Origin of the sequence: Nocardia brasiliensis ATCC 700358 (genome assembly GCF_000250675.2) — a bacterium.
Taxonomy (GTDB): domain Bacteria; phylum Actinomycetota; class Actinomycetes; order Mycobacteriales; family Mycobacteriaceae; genus Nocardia; species Nocardia brasiliensis_B.
Window position 1 is genome coordinate 6717816 of record NC_018681.1, and the last position, 18844, is coordinate 6736659.

Annotated in this window: 18 protein-coding genes; 11 read left to right on the forward strand and 7 right to left on the reverse strand. The window is 69.3% G+C overall.

The genetic code is table 11. The annotated features are described in order from the left end of the window. Nucleotides 1-83 precede the first annotated feature (83 nt). Nucleotides 84-1280, forward strand: coding sequence for a sensor histidine kinase (locus tag O3I_RS29695; protein ID WP_014986713.1), 1197 nt, complete (start codon nucleotides 84-86; stop codon nucleotides 1278-1280). Continuing rightward, the gene (locus tag O3I_RS29700) at nucleotides 1277-1924 is read left to right on the forward strand and encodes a response regulator (protein ID WP_014986714.1); all 648 of its coding nucleotides are present in this window, start codon (nucleotides 1277-1279) and stop codon (nucleotides 1922-1924) included. The genes O3I_RS29695 and O3I_RS29700 overlap by 4 nt, the downstream gene beginning before the upstream one ends. A gap of 2 nt (nucleotides 1925-1926) precedes the next feature. Here the strand turns inward: O3I_RS29700 and O3I_RS29705 are convergent, their stop codons facing one another. Further along, on the reverse strand, nucleotides 1927-2286 hold the full coding sequence (locus tag O3I_RS29705; RefSeq protein ID WP_041562957.1) for a DUF952 domain-containing protein: 360 nt from the start codon (nucleotides 2284-2286) through the stop codon (nucleotides 1927-1929). A 272-nt stretch (nucleotides 2287-2558) separates the two neighbouring features. Here O3I_RS29705 and O3I_RS46550 point away from each other — a divergent pair, with 272 nt between their 5' ends. Further along, nucleotides 2559-2753, forward strand: coding sequence for a DUF7455 domain-containing protein (locus tag O3I_RS46550; RefSeq protein WP_029903635.1), 195 nt, complete (start codon nucleotides 2559-2561; stop codon nucleotides 2751-2753). A gap of 92 nt (nucleotides 2754-2845) precedes the next feature. Here the strand turns inward: O3I_RS46550 and O3I_RS29715 are convergent, their stop codons facing one another. After that, on the reverse strand, nucleotides 2846-3601 hold the full coding sequence (locus tag O3I_RS29715) for a TetR/AcrR family transcriptional regulator (protein ID WP_014986717.1): 756 nt from the start codon (nucleotides 3599-3601) through the stop codon (nucleotides 2846-2848). A gap of 118 nt (nucleotides 3602-3719) precedes the next feature. Here O3I_RS29715 and O3I_RS29720 point away from each other — a divergent pair, with 118 nt between their 5' ends. After that, the gene (locus O3I_RS29720) at nucleotides 3720-5534 is read left to right on the forward strand and encodes a DEAD/DEAH box helicase (RefSeq protein WP_014986718.1); all 1815 of its coding nucleotides are present in this window, start codon (nucleotides 3720-3722) and stop codon (nucleotides 5532-5534) included. A gap of 406 nt (nucleotides 5535-5940) precedes the next feature. Then, nucleotides 5941-6093 carry a hypothetical protein gene (locus tag O3I_RS46555; protein WP_237748153.1) on the forward strand — a complete coding sequence of 51 codons (153 nt, stop codon included), beginning with the start codon at nucleotides 5941-5943 and terminating at the stop codon, nucleotides 6091-6093. A gap of 317 nt (nucleotides 6094-6410) precedes the next feature. Here the strand turns inward: O3I_RS46555 and O3I_RS29730 are convergent, their stop codons facing one another. Beyond that, entirely contained in the window at nucleotides 6411-6980 is a 570-nt protein-coding gene (locus O3I_RS29730) for a class I SAM-dependent methyltransferase (RefSeq protein WP_014986721.1), read from the reverse strand. 55 nt (nucleotides 6981-7035) lie between these two features. Here O3I_RS29730 and O3I_RS29735 point away from each other — a divergent pair, with 55 nt between their 5' ends. Further along, complete coding sequence (locus O3I_RS29735; protein ID WP_014986722.1) at nucleotides 7036-7803, forward strand: AraC family transcriptional regulator; 768 nt, start codon at nucleotides 7036-7038, stop codon at nucleotides 7801-7803. Here the strand turns inward: O3I_RS29735 and O3I_RS29740 are convergent, their stop codons facing one another. Further along, nucleotides 7804-8544 (reverse strand): SDR family NAD(P)-dependent oxidoreductase, encoded by a 741-nt coding sequence (locus O3I_RS29740; protein ID WP_014986723.1) that lies wholly within the window; start codon nucleotides 8542-8544, stop codon nucleotides 7804-7806. A gap of 102 nt (nucleotides 8545-8646) precedes the next feature. Between O3I_RS29740 and O3I_RS29745 the strand changes: the two genes are divergently transcribed. Beyond that, nucleotides 8647-9282: a TetR/AcrR family transcriptional regulator gene (locus tag O3I_RS29745; protein ID WP_014986724.1), complete on the forward strand. Its 636-nt coding sequence runs from the start codon at nucleotides 8647-8649 to the stop codon at nucleotides 9280-9282. 501 nt (nucleotides 9283-9783) lie between these two features. Here O3I_RS29745 and O3I_RS29750 read toward each other — a convergent pair. Then, a complete protein-coding gene (locus O3I_RS29750; RefSeq protein WP_424769558.1) occupies nucleotides 9784-11637 on the reverse strand; it encodes a DEAD/DEAH box helicase in 1854 nt (617 codons plus the stop codon). 116 nt (nucleotides 11638-11753) lie between these two features. Between O3I_RS29750 and O3I_RS29755 the strand changes: the two genes are divergently transcribed. After that, the gene (locus O3I_RS29755; protein WP_014986726.1) at nucleotides 11754-12884 is read left to right on the forward strand and encodes a YihY/virulence factor BrkB family protein; all 1131 of its coding nucleotides are present in this window, start codon (nucleotides 11754-11756) and stop codon (nucleotides 12882-12884) included. Nucleotides 12885-13141: 257 nt separating this feature from the next. Here O3I_RS29755 and O3I_RS29760 read toward each other — a convergent pair whose 3' ends face one another. Further along, entirely contained in the window at nucleotides 13142-13387 is a 246-nt protein-coding gene (locus O3I_RS29760) for a DUF3039 domain-containing protein (RefSeq protein ID WP_086006299.1), read from the reverse strand. A gap of 145 nt (nucleotides 13388-13532) precedes the next feature. Between O3I_RS29760 and O3I_RS29765 the strand changes: the two genes are divergently transcribed. Continuing rightward, entirely contained in the window at nucleotides 13533-13949 is a 417-nt protein-coding gene (locus tag O3I_RS29765; protein ID WP_014986728.1) for a DUF3099 domain-containing protein, read from the forward strand. Nucleotides 13950-14427: 478 nt separating this feature from the next. Here the strand turns inward: O3I_RS29765 and O3I_RS29770 are convergent, their stop codons facing one another. Beyond that, nucleotides 14428-15726 carry an MFS transporter gene (locus O3I_RS29770; RefSeq protein WP_014986729.1) on the reverse strand — a complete coding sequence of 433 codons (1299 nt, stop codon included), beginning with the start codon at nucleotides 15724-15726 and terminating at the stop codon, nucleotides 14428-14430. A 150-nt stretch (nucleotides 15727-15876) separates the two neighbouring features. On the opposite strand from O3I_RS29770, the gene O3I_RS29775 reads away from it, so the two are divergent. Together O3I_RS29775 and O3I_RS29780 are read left to right on the forward strand one after the other, a co-directional pair. Next, the gene (locus O3I_RS29775; protein WP_014986730.1) at nucleotides 15877-16623 is read left to right on the forward strand and encodes a VOC family protein; all 747 of its coding nucleotides are present in this window, start codon (nucleotides 15877-15879) and stop codon (nucleotides 16621-16623) included. Between the two features lie 595 nt (nucleotides 16624-17218). Further along, nucleotides 17219-18739 carry a DUF7059 domain-containing protein gene (locus O3I_RS29780; RefSeq protein WP_014986731.1) on the forward strand — a complete coding sequence of 507 codons (1521 nt, stop codon included), beginning with the start codon at nucleotides 17219-17221 and terminating at the stop codon, nucleotides 18737-18739. Nucleotides 18740-18844 lie beyond the last annotated feature (105 nt).

Consider the following 18844-nt stretch of genomic DNA (forward strand, 5'->3'; position numbering starts at 1 on the left):
GTAGACCGAGGTCTCGTCCGTCCGCCGGTGCGGTCATCACTTCGGCGGATGGCGCCTGGTCAGGGCTGTGCTGAGATGGAAGCGTGCGGCAATGGTCGGAGATTCCGGGAACAGCGCGGGATGCGCTGGGCGCGCTGCTGGTGTTCGCCGGCGGCACGGCGCTGTACGTGTCGAACCTGTTCGCGCTGATCGACCTCGGCCACAGTGTGCCGGTGCCGGTCCGGCTCGCGATCCTCGCTCCCTTGTGCCTGCTGACGATGGCGCGGCGCCGAATGCCGGTGCCCGCCATGCTCGTCGGGCTGATCCCGCTGAGTGCCGATATCTGGATCGGCCCCTCGGTGCCGGTGTGGTTGATCTACGGCGACCTGATGTACGCGGCGGTGCTGTATTCCGCGAAACGCACGTCGCGCTGGGTGATCATCGGCTGGGCCACGTTCTCGGTGCTGCTGGTGCTCGTCACCGCCGTCGTCGCGCACGACCTGCGGGCCATCTCACTGGCGCTGCTGGTGGTGCTCGCGTTCATCGCCACGCCGCTGTGGTGGGCCAATTCGGTGCGCACGCACAAGGACATCGCCGCGGCCGAACGGGCCCGGGCGCAGGCGCTGACCCTGGTGGCCGAACTCGACCGTCGCGCGGCCATCGCCGACGAGCGCACCACCATGGCCCGTGACCTGCACGACGTGATCGCCGGCCATCTCTCGGCCATCGCGATCCAGTCCGAGGCCGCGCTCGGAGTGCTGACCCGCAAGCAGCCCGACGCCGCGGTCACCGGGATCATGCAGTCCATCCGCACCAACAGCGTCAGCGCCCTGCAGGAGATGCGGACGATGATCGGCCTGCTGCGCAGCGACGGGGAGGGCGAGGACGAGGTGGCCGCGCCGCGCCGGCTCGCGCAGTTGTCCATTCTGGTCGACGCCGCCCGCGCGGCCGGAATCGCGGTGCGGGTGCACGAAGCCCTCGACGACACCGAACTGCCGAGCGCGGTCGACCAGACCGCGTACCGCATCATCCAGGAGGCTTTGACCAACGCCATGAAACACGCACCGGGACAAGGGGTCGACATCGACGTGAGTGCGCGGGACGGAGAACTGCGGGTGGCGGTCAGCAATCCGGTACCGGCGATCACGGTGCGCCGCAGCGAGAACGGCGACCCGCACCGTGGCTTGATCAACATGCGCGAGCGGGCCGCGGCGCTGGGCGGCAGCTTCACGGCCGGAGCGAACGCCGGCACCTGGGAAGTGCAAGCGACCCTGCCGGTTTCGATCGCGAGCAGGTCATGACGATCCGGGTGCTGATCGCCGACGACCACGCCGCCATCCGCGCGGGACTGCGGATGATCCTGGACGCCGAGGACGATATCGAGGTGGTCGGCGAGGCCGCCGACGGTGACGTCGCGGTGTCACAGGCCAAGGCGCTGCGCCCGCACGTCGTGCTGATGGACGTGCGCATGCCCGGGGTCGACGGCATCACCGCGACCGAGCGGGTGACCGCCGACGGGCTCGCCAAGGTACTGATCCTGACCACGTTCGACCTGGACGAGTACGTCTTCCGGACGCTGCGGGCCGGCGCGTCGGGATTCGTGCTCAAGTCGTCGTCGGGGCAGGCGCTGATCGACGCCGTCCGCACCGTGGCCGCGGGCGACGGCGTGCTCGCCCCCGAGGTGACCCGGGCGGTGATCTCGGCGTTCGCCGCGGTGAATCCCGATGCGGCGCAACCGGAGCCGGACGGGCTCGCCGACCTCACCGAACGCGAACGCGAGGTGCTCGACTGTCTCGGCGACGGACTGTCCAACGCGCAGATCGCGGGCAAGCTGTTCATCGGCGAGACGACCGTGAAGACCCACGTCTCCCGGGTACTGACGAAACTCGGTGTGCGGTCACGGGTTCAGGCCGCCATCGTGGCGCGCGAGGTGCGCGACCGCTAGCCTCATTTCGCCAGTGGCGCGAACGAGCCGTCCGGGCCGGGCTGGAACTCCTCGACCGCGATGACCGCACCGGTCGGCAAGGGACCGTAGAGGTGCGGGAAGAGCATCGACTCCGGGTCGGTCGGCACGCCGGGTTCCCACTTCACCGGTGCACCCAGGCGGGCCGGATCGAGCCGTAAAAGCACCAGGTCGCGGCGGCCCGCGAAGAGCCGGTTGGCCGGCAGATGCGCCTGCTCCGGCGCGGACAGATGGATGAACCCGACCTCATCGAGCGACGGAGCCCGGTACTCACCGGTTTGCCGGGCGGAAAGCCACTCGCTCAAAGTACATATGTGAACGAGCGTGTGAGTGTCATGGGTCACGGGTAATCTCCCGGTAGACAACTGGATCGGCCTGTTCGAGGTGGTGACCACACTGAGTTCGAAGCGTGACCTGGAATGTTCGCCAGTAGCGAAATCCCTGGTCGTGTTATCGAAAACACACCGAATCACTCACGGGAACAAAGCCCCCGTCCCGAACGTCTGACAGAGTAGTCATACCACTGCTGGGAAGTAGCGGTAGCGAGCCCGCGGAGTGACCACGGGCCCCACACCAGGCGAACGGTCTGTGAACCGGGAGCCAGGACGGAGGAGTCATGCCAGGAACCCTGACTAGCACCCCACTGACCGCGGTCGATCGTTGCGACCGCTGCGGGGCGGCAGCTCGAGTGCGCGCCGTTCTGCCCGCAGGTGGCGAGTTGCTCTTCTGCCAGCACCACGCGAACGAACACATGGATCGACTGCGTGAGTTGGAAGCCGTGATCGACACGGAGTCCGCTCCCGCGCTCTGATCAACTCCTCGCGTCCTGAGATAACAACATCCGACAACAGAACACCGTTCGACCCGAGCGGGCGATCCACGGATCGCCCGCTCTCGGTCTGTTCAGGGGCCGATCGAGGCGGACAGGATCCCGTCCAGCAGGCGGTGCAGGCCGTATTCGAAGGCCCCGTCCGGGTCGCCGGGCGCTTCGTACAGTTCCCCGACCACCTTGCCCACCCGCGACGCCAGCGGGAACGCCTCGGGCGACATCGCGCCCGAGAGCAGCGGGCCGTGCACGTCCCACCACTGGGCGTCGGTCATCACCTGGGTTTCTCGCCGCGCGGCGACGGCCATCCTGGCATTACCCGTCGCGAACTCGGTGAGCACGGCGATCACCCGATCCAGTTCCACCTCGGACCGGCCGATGTCGTCGATCGCGGCCAGCTGCCGCTCGAACCGCCGCATCCGGCCGGGGCCGAGCACGAGCCGCCACGGCGGCACCTCCAGCAGCCAGGGATGCGCGATCAGCTCGGCGCGGGCCTGCCGGGCGAGCGCGGCCATCCGGTCGCGCAGCGGCAGCTCCCGGGCGATCGGTGCGTCCTCGTCGGCCACCGCGTCGGCCATCAGCACCGCGAGCGCATCCTTGCTCGGCACGTAGGTGTAGAGACTCATCGGCCGTAGCCCCAGCTCCGCGGCGACCGCGCGAATGGATACCTTGGCGTACCCGTCCCGGTCGGCCAGTGCGATCGCTGCCCGGACCACGCCGTCGACGCTGACCGTCTGTTTCGGCCCGCGGCCGCCGGGGCGCGGCGGGACCTCATGGCGCCACAGCAGTCCGATCAGCTGTTTCGCCTGTTCGACGGTGGTTTCGTCGGCCACGGGACTCCTCGGAACAAACTCGGTACCCTGTACGTTGTTCAGATACTTCGTACACCATACGCCGAATAAGGGGTTCGTTCTGCGCAGCACACAGGCCACGTATCTACCCGACCGGCACATGTTCGCCCTGTGGACATGGACCGGCCAGGACACCGGGCCCGCACCCGATATCGGCGACCGGGAATCCGTCACGCTAGCGATCCCGACGGGACCAGACGGCACCATCGAAATCAACGAGGTCGACTGCGCCTTACGCGATCCCCAGACCTTCGCTGGATCGGCCATCGACGACGCGGGCGAATCGGTGCACGCCTGGCAAGCGGCTTTGCGCGAGGAGGGGGCGGGGGTCGCTGCGGCGCAGGAGGATTCAGTTCCGTCCGAGGGGGAGTCGCAGCCCGATGCGGCGGACATGATCCGTCTGCGCGCGGCGACCTTGCCGATTGCGGCGCATGCCGTGCCGGATGCGGCGGGGACGTCGGTTGTCGCTGCGGAGCGCGCGTTGCGCGTGCTGTACGAAACGCAAGGGGTGGCGGCCGAATTGGCGGTCGCGCTGAAAGCGGAGCTGCGGCCCTATCAGGTGCGCGGGGTGAGCTGGTTGCGGGAAACCGTCGCGGCGCACGGCGGGGCCGTGCTGGCCGACGAGATGGGGCTCGGAAAGACCGTGCAGACCATCGGTTTTCTGCACGGGCGGGCCGCGAGCGGCCCGCAGCTCGTGGTGTGCCCCACCTCCCTGGTGGGCAACTGGGCGCACGAGATCGACCGGTTCGCGCCTGGACTGCGCGTAACCGTGTGGCGCGGCGGCACTATCGCGGTAGCGGCCGGCACGGTCGTCGTCGCGGGATATCCCACCCTGCGGCTGCACGGGCACCTGCTCGACGAGCACCGCTGGGCGACCACGGTTTTCGACGAAGCGCAGGCGCTGAAGAATCCGCGCACCCAACTCGCCAAAGCCGCACGCACACTCGACGCCGAGGTACGCGTCGCGCTGACCGGCACACCGGTGGAGAACCACCTGGAAGAGCTGTGGGCGCTGCTGAACCTGGTGGCGCCCAGGCTGTTCGGGCATCGCACCCAGTTCCGGCGCCGGTTCGTCCGGCCGATCCAGGAGGGCTCGGCGAGCGCGGCGGCCCGGCTGCGCGACGCCATCGAGCCCGTCGTGCTCGCACGGAAGAAGGCACAGGTGGCCGCCTCGCTACCGGCCAAGATCCACACCGACCTGTTGTGCGACCTCACCGGCGAACAGGAGAGCCTGTACGACAAGCTGCTCGATCGCGCCATCGATGACGGCTTCGGCTCCGGCGCCCAGCGGCAGAGCCGGGTGCTCGCGGCACTCACGGCGCTCAAACAGGTCTGCAACCATCCGGGGCTGGTCACCGGCGAGCTGACCGAGTTGGCGGGCCGCTCCGGCAAGCTCGACCTGTGCGCCGATATCGTCGCCAACAACCTCGAATTGGGCGCTCCCACCCTGATTTTCACCCAGTATCGGCAGACCGGCGAACTGCTCGTGCGCCACCTCGCCGAACAGTTCGAGGTGGCCGCTCCGTTCTTCCACGGCGGACTGGACCAGGCCGAGCGGGCCGCGATCGTCAACGGTTTCCAGGCCGCGGACGGACCGCCCGTGCTCGTGCTGAGCCTGCGCGCGGCGGGCACCGGCCTCACCCTGACCCGCGCCGCCGACGTCATCCACTTCGACCGCTGGTGGAATCCGGCCGTCGAGGCACAGGCCTCGGATCGCGCCCATCGCATCGGCCAGACCCGCACGGTCACCGTCACCACCCTGACCTCGACCACCACCGTCGAAGAACACATCGCCCGGATGCACGACCGCAAGTCCGCGCTCTCGGACCTCGGCGACTCCGCAGGCATCGCCGCGCTGGCCCGGCTCGACGACGACCAGCTGATCGAAATCCTGCGCCGGAAACGGGGGAACTGATGGCGGACAACGAATTCGGCTACACCCTGTGGGGCATGGACTGGGTCCGGCTCGCCGAGCCGCTGCGGCAGACCCGGCCCGACCCACTGCTCCCCCGCGCCCGCAGCATCGCCCGCAACCACGGCATCCAGGCCACCATCGAGGGCCGCGTCGTCCGCGCGACCCTGCATCGAGGCAGCGAGGCCTCGGTACTCCATCTGGAGGTCGCGCCGCTGCCGCGTACGGCGGTCACCGCCATCAACACAGCCATCCCCGACACCACCGTCCTCACCGACGACATGCACCGCGCCGCCAAAGCCGCGGGCATCGCCGTAGCGCCCGTGCTCGCCGGCACGGACTGCTCCTGCAAGGCACGCTCCCCCGCTGCCTGCACATCCTCGCCCTGTACTACGACATGGCGCGCCGGGTGGACGAGAATCCGCGCCTGGCACTGGAACTCCAGGGCTATTTCCAAACGGCACACGAGGACGACACACCCGCCCCTGTCGAGGCGCCCCGCTGGGTACCGATCAACACCCTCGACCCCGCCGACTACTTCGTCGCGCCGACCGCGCCCTGACCAACCCGATTCTGCGTTCTCGCACTACTTTCGCGTTCTCGCACCCGCTGCGGCTGGCTGTAGCCGGTGCGGGAACCCAGAAGTAGTGCGAGAAGCTGCGCCAGCGTGGTGCGTGTGCAGAGTGCGCGGGCGGCGACCGGCGTGAGCAGATGGTGGCGCATTCTGCGGCCGGTGGCGGTCCGGTCCGACCGAGGTGCGCACGCCGGCACCCTCCTCCGCGGCGTGCGCACCTCTCCTGAGCGCCCGATCTCACTGTCCTGGTGGCGGATTCGGCTCGGATCGGATCCACCGGTGGCGTCCGGACAGCGTCGGGGCGCTCAGGCGGGGCGGCGGGCACGGAAGCGGAAGCTCCCCTGCCCGATTTCGATTTCCACGTCGGTGAAGCCGATGCGGGTGAGTCGGTCGGCGGCATGCTCGGGCGGCACTGGCACGCAGGTGTCGCCCAGGTGGATGAGCCGGAACAGCCAGCCGTCCAAGCCGTCACTGCCCGCGAACACCCCGCCGGGACGCAGCACCCGCAGCGCGTCGGCGAACACCAGGTCCTGCTGCCGCGCGGTCGGCACGTGGTGCAGCATGGTGAAGCACACGACCGAATCGAATTGCTCTGCGGCGAAGGGCATCTCGGCACCGTCACCCTGCACCACGGTCATCGCCGAGCCGTGCCGGGTGCGCAACCGCGCGGCCAGTTCCGGGTCGAGCTCGACCCCGGTGAGCGTCCCCGTACGAGCGCGCAGCGTCCCCACGTTCGCGCCGTAGCCAGGCCCGATCTCGAGCGCACTGTCACCGAGGTCGAGCCCGTGCAGCGCCCACGGCACGATCTTGGTCGCGCTGGTCCGTTCCCACCGCGCGGAGCGGCACAGCGCCCGATGGAGCAGGTTCATCGCCATAGCCACGAGGTTAGGAGCGGACAGCGATGACCACTACCGGCTACGGTGACATTTTGTGTCGCTGAACGGCCATCCCCGCTTCCAGCCGGTGCCACCCGGCCCGACGGCGATGGTGTTCGGCGTCGGGCTGCTGCCCGCCGGCTTCTGGTTCGCGACGCACGAGCATCCGCAACACCAGATCGCCTGGGCCGCACGCGGAGTCATCGCCGTCGAGGTGGGCGACGCCCGCTGGGTGCTGCCACCCACCCGGGCGCTGTGGATCCCCGGCGGCATCCGGCATCGGACCGGCACCGCGGACGGCGCCGAAATGCGCGGCATCTACCTCGAACCCGGCCGCTGCCCCGTCACTTTCACGACGCCGACCATGCTCCGCGTGACCCGGCTGCTGCACGAGCTGTTCGACCATCTCGCCGCACCCGGCACCGCGGCCGCCCAACGCGAACGAGCGGAGGCGGTGGTCTTCGATCTGCTGAGCCCGGTCGACGTCGTCCCGATCACGCTCCAACCCCCGACCGATCCGCGTGCCAAACAGGTGGCCGACGCGCTGACCCGCGATCCCGCCGACGACCGGACCTTGGCGGCGTTCGCCGCGGCCGTCGCCACCAGTCCCCGTACGCTGGCCCGGTTGTTCGTCGCGGAAACCGGAATCACCTTCGGCCACTGGCGAACTCAAGTCCGCCTCGCCGCTTCGCTGCCACTGCTGGCGGCAGGCCTACCGATCGCGCGCATCGCGGGCCGCGTCGGCTACGGCACCCCCAGTGCCTACGTCGCGGCTTTCCGCCGTGCCGTCGGCGTCTCCCCCGGACGTTATTTCACCGGTTGATCACGCGTTGGTGCCACCGTCGACGGTGAAGGTCGCGCCGGTGACGCTGCGACCGGTGTCCCCCGCAAGGAACGCGACCATCGCCGCCATATCCTCCGGCGCCGCGAAGTGACCCAGCGCGGACAGCTGGACTTGCAGGTCGTAGTGCCCACCGTCGACCGGATTCATATCCGTCACCGTCGATCCCGGCTGCAACAGGTTGACGGTGATCCCCCGCGGACCGAGTTCACGCGCGAGCGCCTTGGTGAAACCGTTCAGCGCCGACTTGCTCAGGTTGTACAGCGAGAGACCGGCGAACGGCGCGTGCTCGGACAGATTGCTGCCGACGCTGACGATCCGGCCACCGTCACTCATGTGCGCCACCGCGGCCTGCGCACCGACGAACGCGGCGCGGGCGTGGATATTCAGCGCCCGGTCGACCTCGTCGACGGTGAACTCCTCGAACGGTTTCGCGGGGAAGATGCCCGCGTTGTTCACCAGGATGTCCAACCGGCCGAGATCGCTCGCGGTCTGGTGCACGGCATGCACCACATCAGCGGCGTCGGCGCTGTCCGCGCGGTAGGCGACCGCCCGGCCGCCTGCTGATTCGATCTCCGCGACAACGGCTTTCGCCTGCACGTCGCGGTTCTGATAGGTGATGGCCACGGCCGCCCCGTCGGCGGCCAGCTTGCGCGCGATCGCCGCCCCGATTCCCCGGCTGCCGCCCGTCACCAGCGCCACCTTGCCCGTGAGACCCGACATCGCTCCTCCTATTTCTGTGTCGATCACTACATAAATAGCTAAGCGCACGGGCCCGCTCCGCGTCAAGCGGTATATTTAGTGATCGACACAGAAAGGATCGGGATGGCCGAACGGGGACGACCGCGCGCTTTCGACCGCACGGACGCGCTGCGCCGCGCCATGGAGGTGTTCTGGGAGCACGGCTACGAAGGCGCGTCGATGAACGATCTCACCACGGCGATGGGCATCAACTCACCGAGCCTGTACGCCGCGTTCGGCTGCAAGGAGGCGCTGTTCCGGGAGGCCATCGACCTCTACGGGCAAACCGAAGGCGGATACACCGAGCGGGCACTGCGCGAAGAGCCGACCGCGCGCGCCGCCATCGAAGCGATGTTGCGGGACAACGCGATCGCCTACACCGTCGAGGACAAACCACACGGCTGCATGATCGTGCTGGCCGGCTCCACCTACACCACCCGCAACGAGTCCATCCGCGACTTCCTGGTCGAAAAACGCAGCGGGACAACCGAAGACATCCGCAAGCGACTGGATCGCGGTGTGACGGAAGGTGATCTGCCCGCGGATACCGACACCGCCGCCCTCGCGAACTTCTACACCACGGTGTTGTACGGCCTGTCGATCCAGGCGCGCGACGGGGTCCCGCTGAAAAGCCTGACCCTGGCCATCGATTGCGCGATGGCCGCATGGCCGGCGCAGGACACCTCCCCCGCTACCGCAGGCAGCGGCGACCAGCAGTAGGCGCACGCCGTGCGCCCGACGGCAACCCCTCAGCGGCAGACTCTGCGCCCGCCACCAGATTGTGCGCCCGGCAGCAGATGGCGTCCGGCAGCACGCCGATGTCCCTCACCAGATCGCGCCCGGCGACACCCGCCCTCCGCCAGCACCCGGATGCCGGGCGACAGATTGTGCACCACTGTCGTCCCGCACCCCTTCTGATGCGTCGCACCTCCTGTGGCCTGCCCCAGCGGGTGCGACACGTCAAAACCGGTGCGACACGCTGGCTTAGGGGGCGCCAGGCAGCGCGCCCGTGGGTCAACGATGGCCACACAGTGGCCTGCCCAACCACTGCAGCCTGCCTAAGGCGAAACACGCCCAGCGGCACCACGCCTCCGGAGACGCCCCGAGCCGGGCCGCACCTCACGCCCGGCTACACCCCACGCCCAGCGGCACCCGGGCTCCTGCGGTACCCCGATCCGGGCGCACCCCCAGGCCCGGCAGCACCCCGGCGCCCGGCAGCACCTACATCCGGCGCAGTGCGGCGATACGTTCTTCCAGCTGATCCGCGGAGGCCAAAGCCGTTGGCGGGCCGCCACATTCGCGGCGCAGCTCGCCGTGGATCACGCCGTGCGGCTTGTTGGTGCGGTGGTGGTGCATGGCGACCAGGCTATTGAGTTCCCGGCGCAATTCGCCCAACCGGTCTGCGGTGGCGACCCGTTCGGACGCACTCGCCACCTGCGGGCCAGGCGCGGGCGTGAAGGGCGTCTCGGCGCGGTCGGCGATCTGCTTGGACTGCCGGTCGCGCAGCAGCGCGCGCATCTGATCGGCGTCGAGCAGACCGGGGATGCCCAAATAGTCGGCCTCCTCGTCGCTGCCCGCGAAAGTCGCTGTGCCGAAAGAGGATCCGTCGTAGATCACCTGATCGAGCTCGGCGTCGGCGGCCAGCGCGACGAAGGACTTCTCTTCCTCGCCCGGCTCGTCCTGCTGCTTGTTCGCCTCGATCAGCAGTTCGTCTTCGAGGCCGTCCTTCTCCCGGTGCGGTTTGCCGATCACATGGTCGCGCTGCAATTCCAGCTGCGCGGCCAGATCGAGCAGCACCGGCACCGAGGGCAGGAACACGCTCGCGGTCTCGCCGGGCCGCCGGGCGCGCACGAACCGGCCGATCGCCTGCGCGAAATACAGCGGGGTCGAGGCGCTCGTCGCGTACACGCCGACGGCCAGCCGCGGCACGTCGACGCCCTCGGACACCATGCGCACCGCGACCATCCACGGATCCTTGCTGGCGGCGAACTCGCCGATCCGGTCGGACGAGGACGGATCGTCGGACAGCACCAGCGCGGGCTTGCTGCCCGAAATGTGTTCCAGCAGTTCGGCGTAGTCGCGCGCCCGCTCCTGGTCGGTGGCGATCACCAGGCCGCCCGCGTCCGGCATGCCGGTATTGCGCAGCTGGCGCAGGCGCATATCGGCGGCGCGCAGCACGGCCGAGATCCAGTCGCCCGCCGGGTCGAGCGCGGTGCGCCAGGCCCGCGCGGTCTGCTCGGCGTTCAGCGGCTCACCGAGGCGGGCGGTGTGCTCCTCGCCCGCGCTGTCGCGCCAGTGCGCGTCACCGGAGTAGGCGAGGAACACCACGGGCCGCACGACGCCGTCGGCGAGCGCCTCGGAGTAGCCGTAGGCGTGATCGGCGCGCGAACGCGGGAACCCGGACTCGTCGGGCTCGTAGGTGATGAACGGGATCTGGCTGTCGTCGCTGCGGAACGGGGTGCCGGTCAGCGCGAGCCGGCGGGTGGCGTCACCGAACGCCTCGGCGGTCGCCTCACCCCAGCTCTTCGCGTCGCCCGCGTGGTGGATCTCGTCGAGAATGACCAGGGTCCTGCGGTTTTCGGTGCGCACCCGGTGCCGCGACGGATGCGAGGCGACCTGCGCGTAGGTGACCACGACACCGTGGTAGTCGCCGGACGTACCGCCCGCCGCATTCGAGAACCGCGAATCCAGTGCGATGCCCGCGCGGGCGGCGGACTGTGCCCACTGATGCTTGAGATGCTCGGTCGGGGCGACCACGGTGATCTGATCGACGGTGCGGTCGGCCAGCAGTTCGGCCGCGACCCGCAGCGCGAAGGTCGTCTTACCCGCGCCCGGCGTCGCCACCGCAAGGAAATCGCGCGGCTTGGACGCCAGATACTTCGTCAAAGCCCGCCGCTGCCAGGCACGCAGCGACCCGCCACTCGATGTACCGGAGCTGTTCGGTCTGCCCGAAGCCTCGGGTGTTCCCGAATCGCCCGGTGTCTCCGCTTGTCCCGCCACAGCGGCGCCACCCGACCCAGTCACGCACTCGACCCTACTGGCCCGGCACGGCGTGTTGCCAAACCGACGCGGCATGCGCGATCGGCATCACATGTTCACCAGCAGACACGCCCGAATTCACGTGTTGCCCGACGACACGTCGCCCCCGGACTGCGGTACGGATCGGAGATGTAGGCGATGCTGTAGGCACGATGTCCGAGAAGAAGGCCCTGCCGAGCGACCCGCTGCGCACCGACCTACCGTCGCTCAGTGGTGGATTTGCTGCGCGAAAGCTGACCTGGTCGCAGCGCGTGGTCCTCGGCGGTCGGCGGGCGCGCAGGCGGACCACCCGGCTCATCGTGCGAGTCGCGGTGAAGGCGTGGGACGACTCGATCTTCGCCAAATCCGCGGCCGCGGCGTTCTGGCAGACGCTCTCGCTGGCGCCGCTGCTGCTCGGCGTGCTCGGCAGCCTCGGCTACGTCGGCGGATGGTTCGGGCCCGACACCGTGCAGATCGTCGAATCGAAGATCATCTCGTTCAGCCGCGACCTGTTCAGTTCCACCGTCGTCTCCGACCTCATCGAGCCCACCGTGCAGGACGTGCTCGGGCGCGGACGCGGCGCGGTGGTGTCGGTCGGTTTCGTGCTGTCGCTGTGGGCGGGGTCGTCCGCCATGGCGACCTTCGTCGACTCGATCGTCGAGGCGCACGATCAGCAGGATGCGCGACACCCGGTGTGGCAGCGCATCTTCGCGCTGCTGCTGTACGTGTTGTTCCTGGTGGCGTCGGTGTTCATTCTGCCGCTGGTCGCGCTGGGGCCGACCCTGATCGGACGGGTGCTGCCCACGGCGTGGCGAGCGACCGGGCTGCGACTGCTCGACTTCTTCTACTATCCCGGCGTCGGGCTGCTGCTGATCGTCGGCCTGACCACGCTGTACAAGCTGGCGTTGCACACCTCGCTGCCGTGGCATCGACTGTTCAACGGGGCGCTGGTGGCCGGCGTGTTCTTCATGGCCGCGAGCGAAGGACTGCGGCGCTACCTGTCCTGGGTCACCGACACCGGCGTCACCTACGGCGCGCTCGCCACCCCCATCGCCTTCCTCCTGTTCACCTACTTCCTCGGCTTCGCCGTGATCCTCGGCGCCGAATTCAACGCCGCCGTCCAAGAATTCTGGCCCGCCCGCGCCACCCGCATGGAACAGGTCAAGGAATGGATCGCGAACCAGTTGAACAGCGACACCGAAGAAGAACCGTCCGCCCCCGACACCCCGAATCCCTCCGACCCGAAGTCGAACGCCACGCCCCCACCCAAAGACCCCCTCGACACCGAACCGAGAACCGCCTAGGCGCAGGGTCAGGCTGCGCTCCGGTCACGTCGGCACACTCGTCACGGTGCAGCCGGATCACTCGTCGGAGGGGAGTCAGGGCCAAAGTTGCGGTGCGTCCGGGCCCAACCAGCTGGACGCGCGTTCACCAGGTAATGGTGGCGGAGGGCTCTCGGGCGACGCCGCAAGGATTACCTGGTGATCACCTGACCAGGGCGTCGCGGGCGCGTTCGACGGCCGACGGAGTGCGTCGGCCGAGGCGGGGGACGACAGGGGGGTCAGTCGCCCTTTTTCAGGCCGTCGTAGACCTTCTTGCAGTCCGGGCAGACCGGGGAGCCGGGCTTGGGCGAGCGCGTCACCGGGAAGACCTCGCCGCACAGGGCGACGACATGGGTGCCCATGACGGCGCTCTCCGCGATCTTGTCCTTCTTCACGTAGTGGAAGAACTTCGGGGTGTCGTCGCTCGTCGACTCGTCGGTGGTCGAATCCGGGCGAACCATCGTGTCACTACTCACGCACTCCATGATGCCGCATGACAACTTCGCTGCCCAAGAGGACATGACCGTCGGCGACACCCGACCGATCCGGCGGCGTGTCCCTTTCGTTCCGCATTCGCCGTGCTGACCACTGTGTGTGCGGTCGAGCCCGGACAGTGGAAGACTCGACGGCATGCAGCAGCACGGCGACTCCTCCGACGCCGACGACTTCGACGGCTCCGGCCCCGAGGTCACGATGCCCTCCGTTTCTCCGCGCAAAGCCGGATACTTTCCCGGCAGCGACGACAAACATCCCGTCCTGATCACCGAGGCGCAGCCGTCGCTCGAGGATCAGCACCGCGCCCGGGTGCGCCGCTACACGATCATCATGGCGTTCCGCATCCCGTGCCTGGTGATCGCCGCGATCGTCTACAGCTCGTTCCACAGCGCGCTGCTCGCGATCCTGGTCATCGCGGTGTCCATCCCACTGCCCTGGATCGCCGTCCTCATCGCCAACGATCGCCCGCCGCGCCGCAAAGACGAACCGAGCCGCTGGGACCGCCCCCGCACCGCCATCGAATCGCGCCCGCACAACGCCATCGACGGCTGACCCCGGGGCACCCCGCCCGTTCTCGCCCGCGGAAACCCGTGACGAAACCGGAGCCCACCTGCGTCGACCCGGCCCTGTCCGCGCTCCGCCGGCACCGAGTGCCGACATCATCGGAACAGCCGCCTCCGCCACCGCACCATCAACGGACCACGTCGGAATCACCGCCGCATCTCTCGCATCACCAGCACCGAACGCCGACCACACGGATCGCTGCCGCATACCTCGCGCCGTAACATCGAAGGCCGCCGACATCGGAATCGCGGCGCATCCATCGCACCGGCCAGCACCGATCCCGGCAATAGGATCGCGACCACGTTCACTGCGCCGCAAGGCCGCTCGCCGGCATCGTAGGAATCACGCTGCACCCGTCGCACTGCAGCCCGATCGCCGACACCATCGGATCGCGGCACCCGCACCCCTCCCGCAGCGAGATCGGGACCGCATCTGCGCCTTTCTCACGCTCGGCCCAGCCGCACGCTCACACGGGGACGGCGACCGGTTCACTCGGCCGACGGGTGACGAAGGCGGACATCACCGCGGCGGCGGCGCAGAGGGCACCAGCCAGGTACCAGGCGAGGTCGTAGTTTCCTTGTAGGTCGCGGATCACGCCCGCGCCGGTGGCGGCGATCGCGGAGCCGATCTGGTGGGAGGCGAAGACCCAGCCGAAGGCTACGGGTCCGTCGGCGCCGAACAGTTCGCGGCAGAGCAGCACTGTCGGCGGAACCGTTGCGACCCAATCCAATCCGTAGAAGATGATGAACACCCACAGGCTGGGCTGGGTGTGCGGACCGAGCAATGACGGCAGGATCAACAGCGACGCGCCCCGCAGCACGTAGTAGCCGACCAACAGGTAGCGCGGGTCGACCCGGTCGGTCAGCCAGCCGGAGAAGATGGTGCCCGCCACGTCGAACACGCCGACCACGGCGAGCAGGCTCGCGGCGGCCGTCGGCGGCATGCCGTGGTCGTGGGCCGCGCTGACGAAGTGGGTGCCGACGAGCCCGTTGGTCGACGCACCGCACACCGCGAATCCCCCGGCCAGCAACCAGAATCCGGGCCGCCGCGCGATCGTGCCGAGCACGGTGAGCGCCCGCCACGCTCCAGCACTCGCGGGCGTGCGCAACCCGACGACACTGCCTTCTTCCGCGCCGTACGCGGTGACCCCGACATCGCTGGGGAAGTCTCGGATGAACAGCAGCACCAGCGGCACCACGGCCAGCGCCGCACCGGCGACGATCAGCGACGGCACCCGCCAGCCGTGCGCGTGCGCCACAGCCGACACCAACGGCAAGAACACCAGCTGACCGGTCGCGCCCGCCGCGGTGAGCACCCCGGTGACCAGGCCGCGCTGCCGCACGAACCAGCGCCCGGTGATGGTGGCGACGAACGGCATCGACATCGAACCGACCCCGATGCCCACGAGCAGCCCCCAGGTGAGCATCAGATGCCACGCTTCGGTCATGAACACGGTGAGCCCGCTGCCCGCGGCGACCAGCACCAGCGCGCACGCCACCACCTTGCGGATGCCGAATCGGTCCATCAGCGCCGCCGCGAACGGCGAAATCAGCCCGTAGAGGAGCAGATTCAGCGACACCGCCGCACCGATGGTGCCGTGCGACCAGCCGAACTCCGCGTGCAGCGGATCCAGCAGCACGCTGGGCACGGAGCGGAACGCCGCCGCACCGATCAACGTCACGAACCCGACCCCCGCGACCACCCATGCCGGGTGCAGCCGCCGGTGCTGAATCGAAACGGTCGGCGGCGTCTGGAGTTCGGTCATCCGCTGAGCGTGCCGGAATTCCGCCCGGGCAACGAGTGGCCGGAAAGCCACAAAACACCAATATCGTGCCACTTCCGACGACACGCCAATGTCCTCGACAGTGGGTGCCGCTTTCCCTAATGTGTCCCGGGGAACAAGACAGGAGAGAACATGATTCGGTGGGTCTGGGCCTTCCTCGACCGCCCCGCACAGCGTTTCGACGACTGCGCCAAGTTCTGGTCCACAGTCACCGGTACCGAACTCTCCGCCCGCCGCGGCGAGCACGACGAATTCCTCACGCTGCTACCCGATCCCGCGCTCTTCGCCGCCGCGGGCGTGAAGATGCAGGCGGTGACCGGGCTCGGCGGAGTACACCTCGACTTCGATGTCGACCACATCCCCACCGCGGTGCGCACCGCGCTCGATCTCGGCGCGGACCTGGTCGCGAACCACCCCGACTACGCGGTGCTGCGCTCCCCCGGCGGCCAGACCTTCTGCCTGACCCCGAGCGGTCGCGCCACCAGCACCCCCGCGCCCGCGGTGGCCGCCCCGGACGGCACCCTCAGCCGTCTCGATCAGGTGTGCCTCGATATCGGTCCCGCCGACCACGCGGTCGAGACCGAATTCTGGAAGTCGTTGACCGGCTGGACCTTTCAGCAAGGCAGGATGGCGGAGTTCGCTCGCTTGCGGGCCGAGCAGCAACTGCCGGTGCAGTTGCTGCTGCAGCGCCTCGGCGAAGACCGCGCCACCAGCGCACACATCGACCTCGCGTCCAACGACATCGAGGCCACGGCCACCTGGCACGAATCCCTCGGCGCCACCATCGTGCAGCGCTACGACCATTGGATCGTGATGACGGACCCGGCAGACGCCACCTACTGCGTCACCGCCCGCAACCCGAACACCGGCCTCCTCTGAACCACCACTGCACCTCGCGCCCCGGCACCCGCTCGCTGCGCGGTCCCCGCACCCCTCGAGACTTCTCGCACCCGTTCTGACGCCTCGCACGCTCTATGGCAAGCCACAACGAGTGCGCGAACGCAGAACTGGTGCGGAAACCCATCTCGCACGCTTTCCGGCAAGCCGTCCCCCGCGCGCCTCCCGCACCCAACGTCTCCTCGCAGCCCCGCACGCCTCCCCGCGACCCCGCGCGCCTTTCGCACCCCGCGCTTCCCGCACCCCGCGCTTCCCGCACCCCGCGCTCCCGCACCCCGCACCCCGCACCCCGCAGCCCCGTGCTCCCGCACCCCGCAGACCCGCGCGCCTCCCCGCAGGCCCGCTCCTCGCCGCACCCAACGCCTCGCCACACCCCGCGCCTTCCCGCGGCCCCGCATGCCTTTCGCACCCCGCGCCTCCCCACGGCCCCGCGCGCCTCCCCACCCCCGCGTTCCTCCCCGCGCCCCGCACGTCCCCACCCCCGCAGGCGCGCGTATCAGCACCGGAAGCACGCGCGCGACTCGGACATCGCGACCACCTCACCGGTTCGGCGCAGCTGCGATGGCAGAGTACCGAGGTGCCCACGAACCGATCGACCACCACCGAATCCCTGCTCACCGCGTTGTGCCCGGACTTGCGGACGGCGCTGACCCGCGTGCGCTACGACGCGGACACGCTGCTCGAGGTGCTGGGTGAGGACGCGCACGCGGCGCTGGGCCGCTCCGAACCGGTACCGGTGCGCCGCGCGGCCCGCGACGCGGGTGAGCTCGGCACGCTGATCCGGCTGCTGCTGCTCGGCGACCCGATGCCGGAACGCGATGTGGCCGCGGCCTTGGCGCCCGTGGATATCGATCGCGCGATCGCGGCGGGCCTGCTGCGCCGGGCCGGGGACACCGTGCTGGCGGTGCTGGATCTACGGCCGCTCGACGCGGGCGCGGGCACCCGGTGGATCCTGTCCGATCTCGACGACTCGATGCGCAAGCGCACGCTGAGCGAGGATCACGTGCTCGGCGTCGGCCACGCCTCCCTGTCACTGTTGCGCGCCACCCCGACCCGGCCTGTCGGTTCCGTGCTCGACCTGGGCACCGGCTGCGGTGTGCAGGCCGTCCACGCGGCGTCCTACGCCGACCGGGTGACCGCGACGGACGTGAACCCGCGCGCGCTCTGGCTTGCCGCAGCCACTGCCGCGCTCAACGACCTGGATCTGGAACTCGTCGAGGGCTCCTGGTTCGAGCCGGTCGCGGGACGCCGCTTCGATCAGGTGGTGGCGAATCCGCCGTTCGTCGTCGGCCCGGCCAGGATCGAGCACACCTATCGGGATTCCGGATTGGCGCTCGACGGCGCGAGCGAACTGGTCATCGGTCAGGCCGCCGATCTGCTGAACCCGGGCGGCACGGCAGCGATGCTCGCGGCGTGGGTGCATGTCGAGGGTGCGGATTGGCGCCACCGCGTGTCGTCCTGGCTGCCCGCGCACGGTATCGACGCCTGGGTCGTGCAGCGCGACGTCGCCGATCCCGCCCTCTATGTCGGCACCTGGTTGCGCGACGCGGGACTCGACCCGCGCGACACCGCCGCCCAGGCCCGCGCCGATCAGTGGCTCGACGCCTTCACCGCGGCGCAGGTAGAGGGCGTTGGGTTCGGCTTCGTCTATCTGCGCGCCATCGACGGACCGACCGAACTGCTCGCCGAAGACCTCACGCACGGTTTCGAGGATCCGCTCGGCGACGAGGCGACGAAGTATTTCGAGCGATCGGCGTGGCTGCGGGCCGTCGCGCGTGACGAAAACCTGGCCTGGACTTCACGATTCGTGGTGGACCCGGCGACGGCGCTGGAGCGCGTCGCGCTACCCGGCCCCGACGGCTGGACGCCGCGGGTGGCGCGGGTGCATCGCGGCGACGGCCCGCGCTGGCAGCACGAGGTGGATGAGACAACCATCTCCCTGCTCGCGGGAATGCGCGCCGACGGCCTGCCGTTGTACGAGCTGATCGAACTGCTGGCGGTTGCCCACGGAGCCGACGACGTGACCTCGGAGTTCGCGGCCGAGGCACTGTCCGTGGTGGCCGGACTGGTTCGCCACGGACTGGTACGGCCGGTGTAAAGACAGCAATCGCGGGTAGGTCGGTGCAGGCATCGGACAGCGGCAGTTCCACAACGGCGTGCTTCTCAGGAACTTCTCAGACGAGAGTGATGAAAACCGCACGTC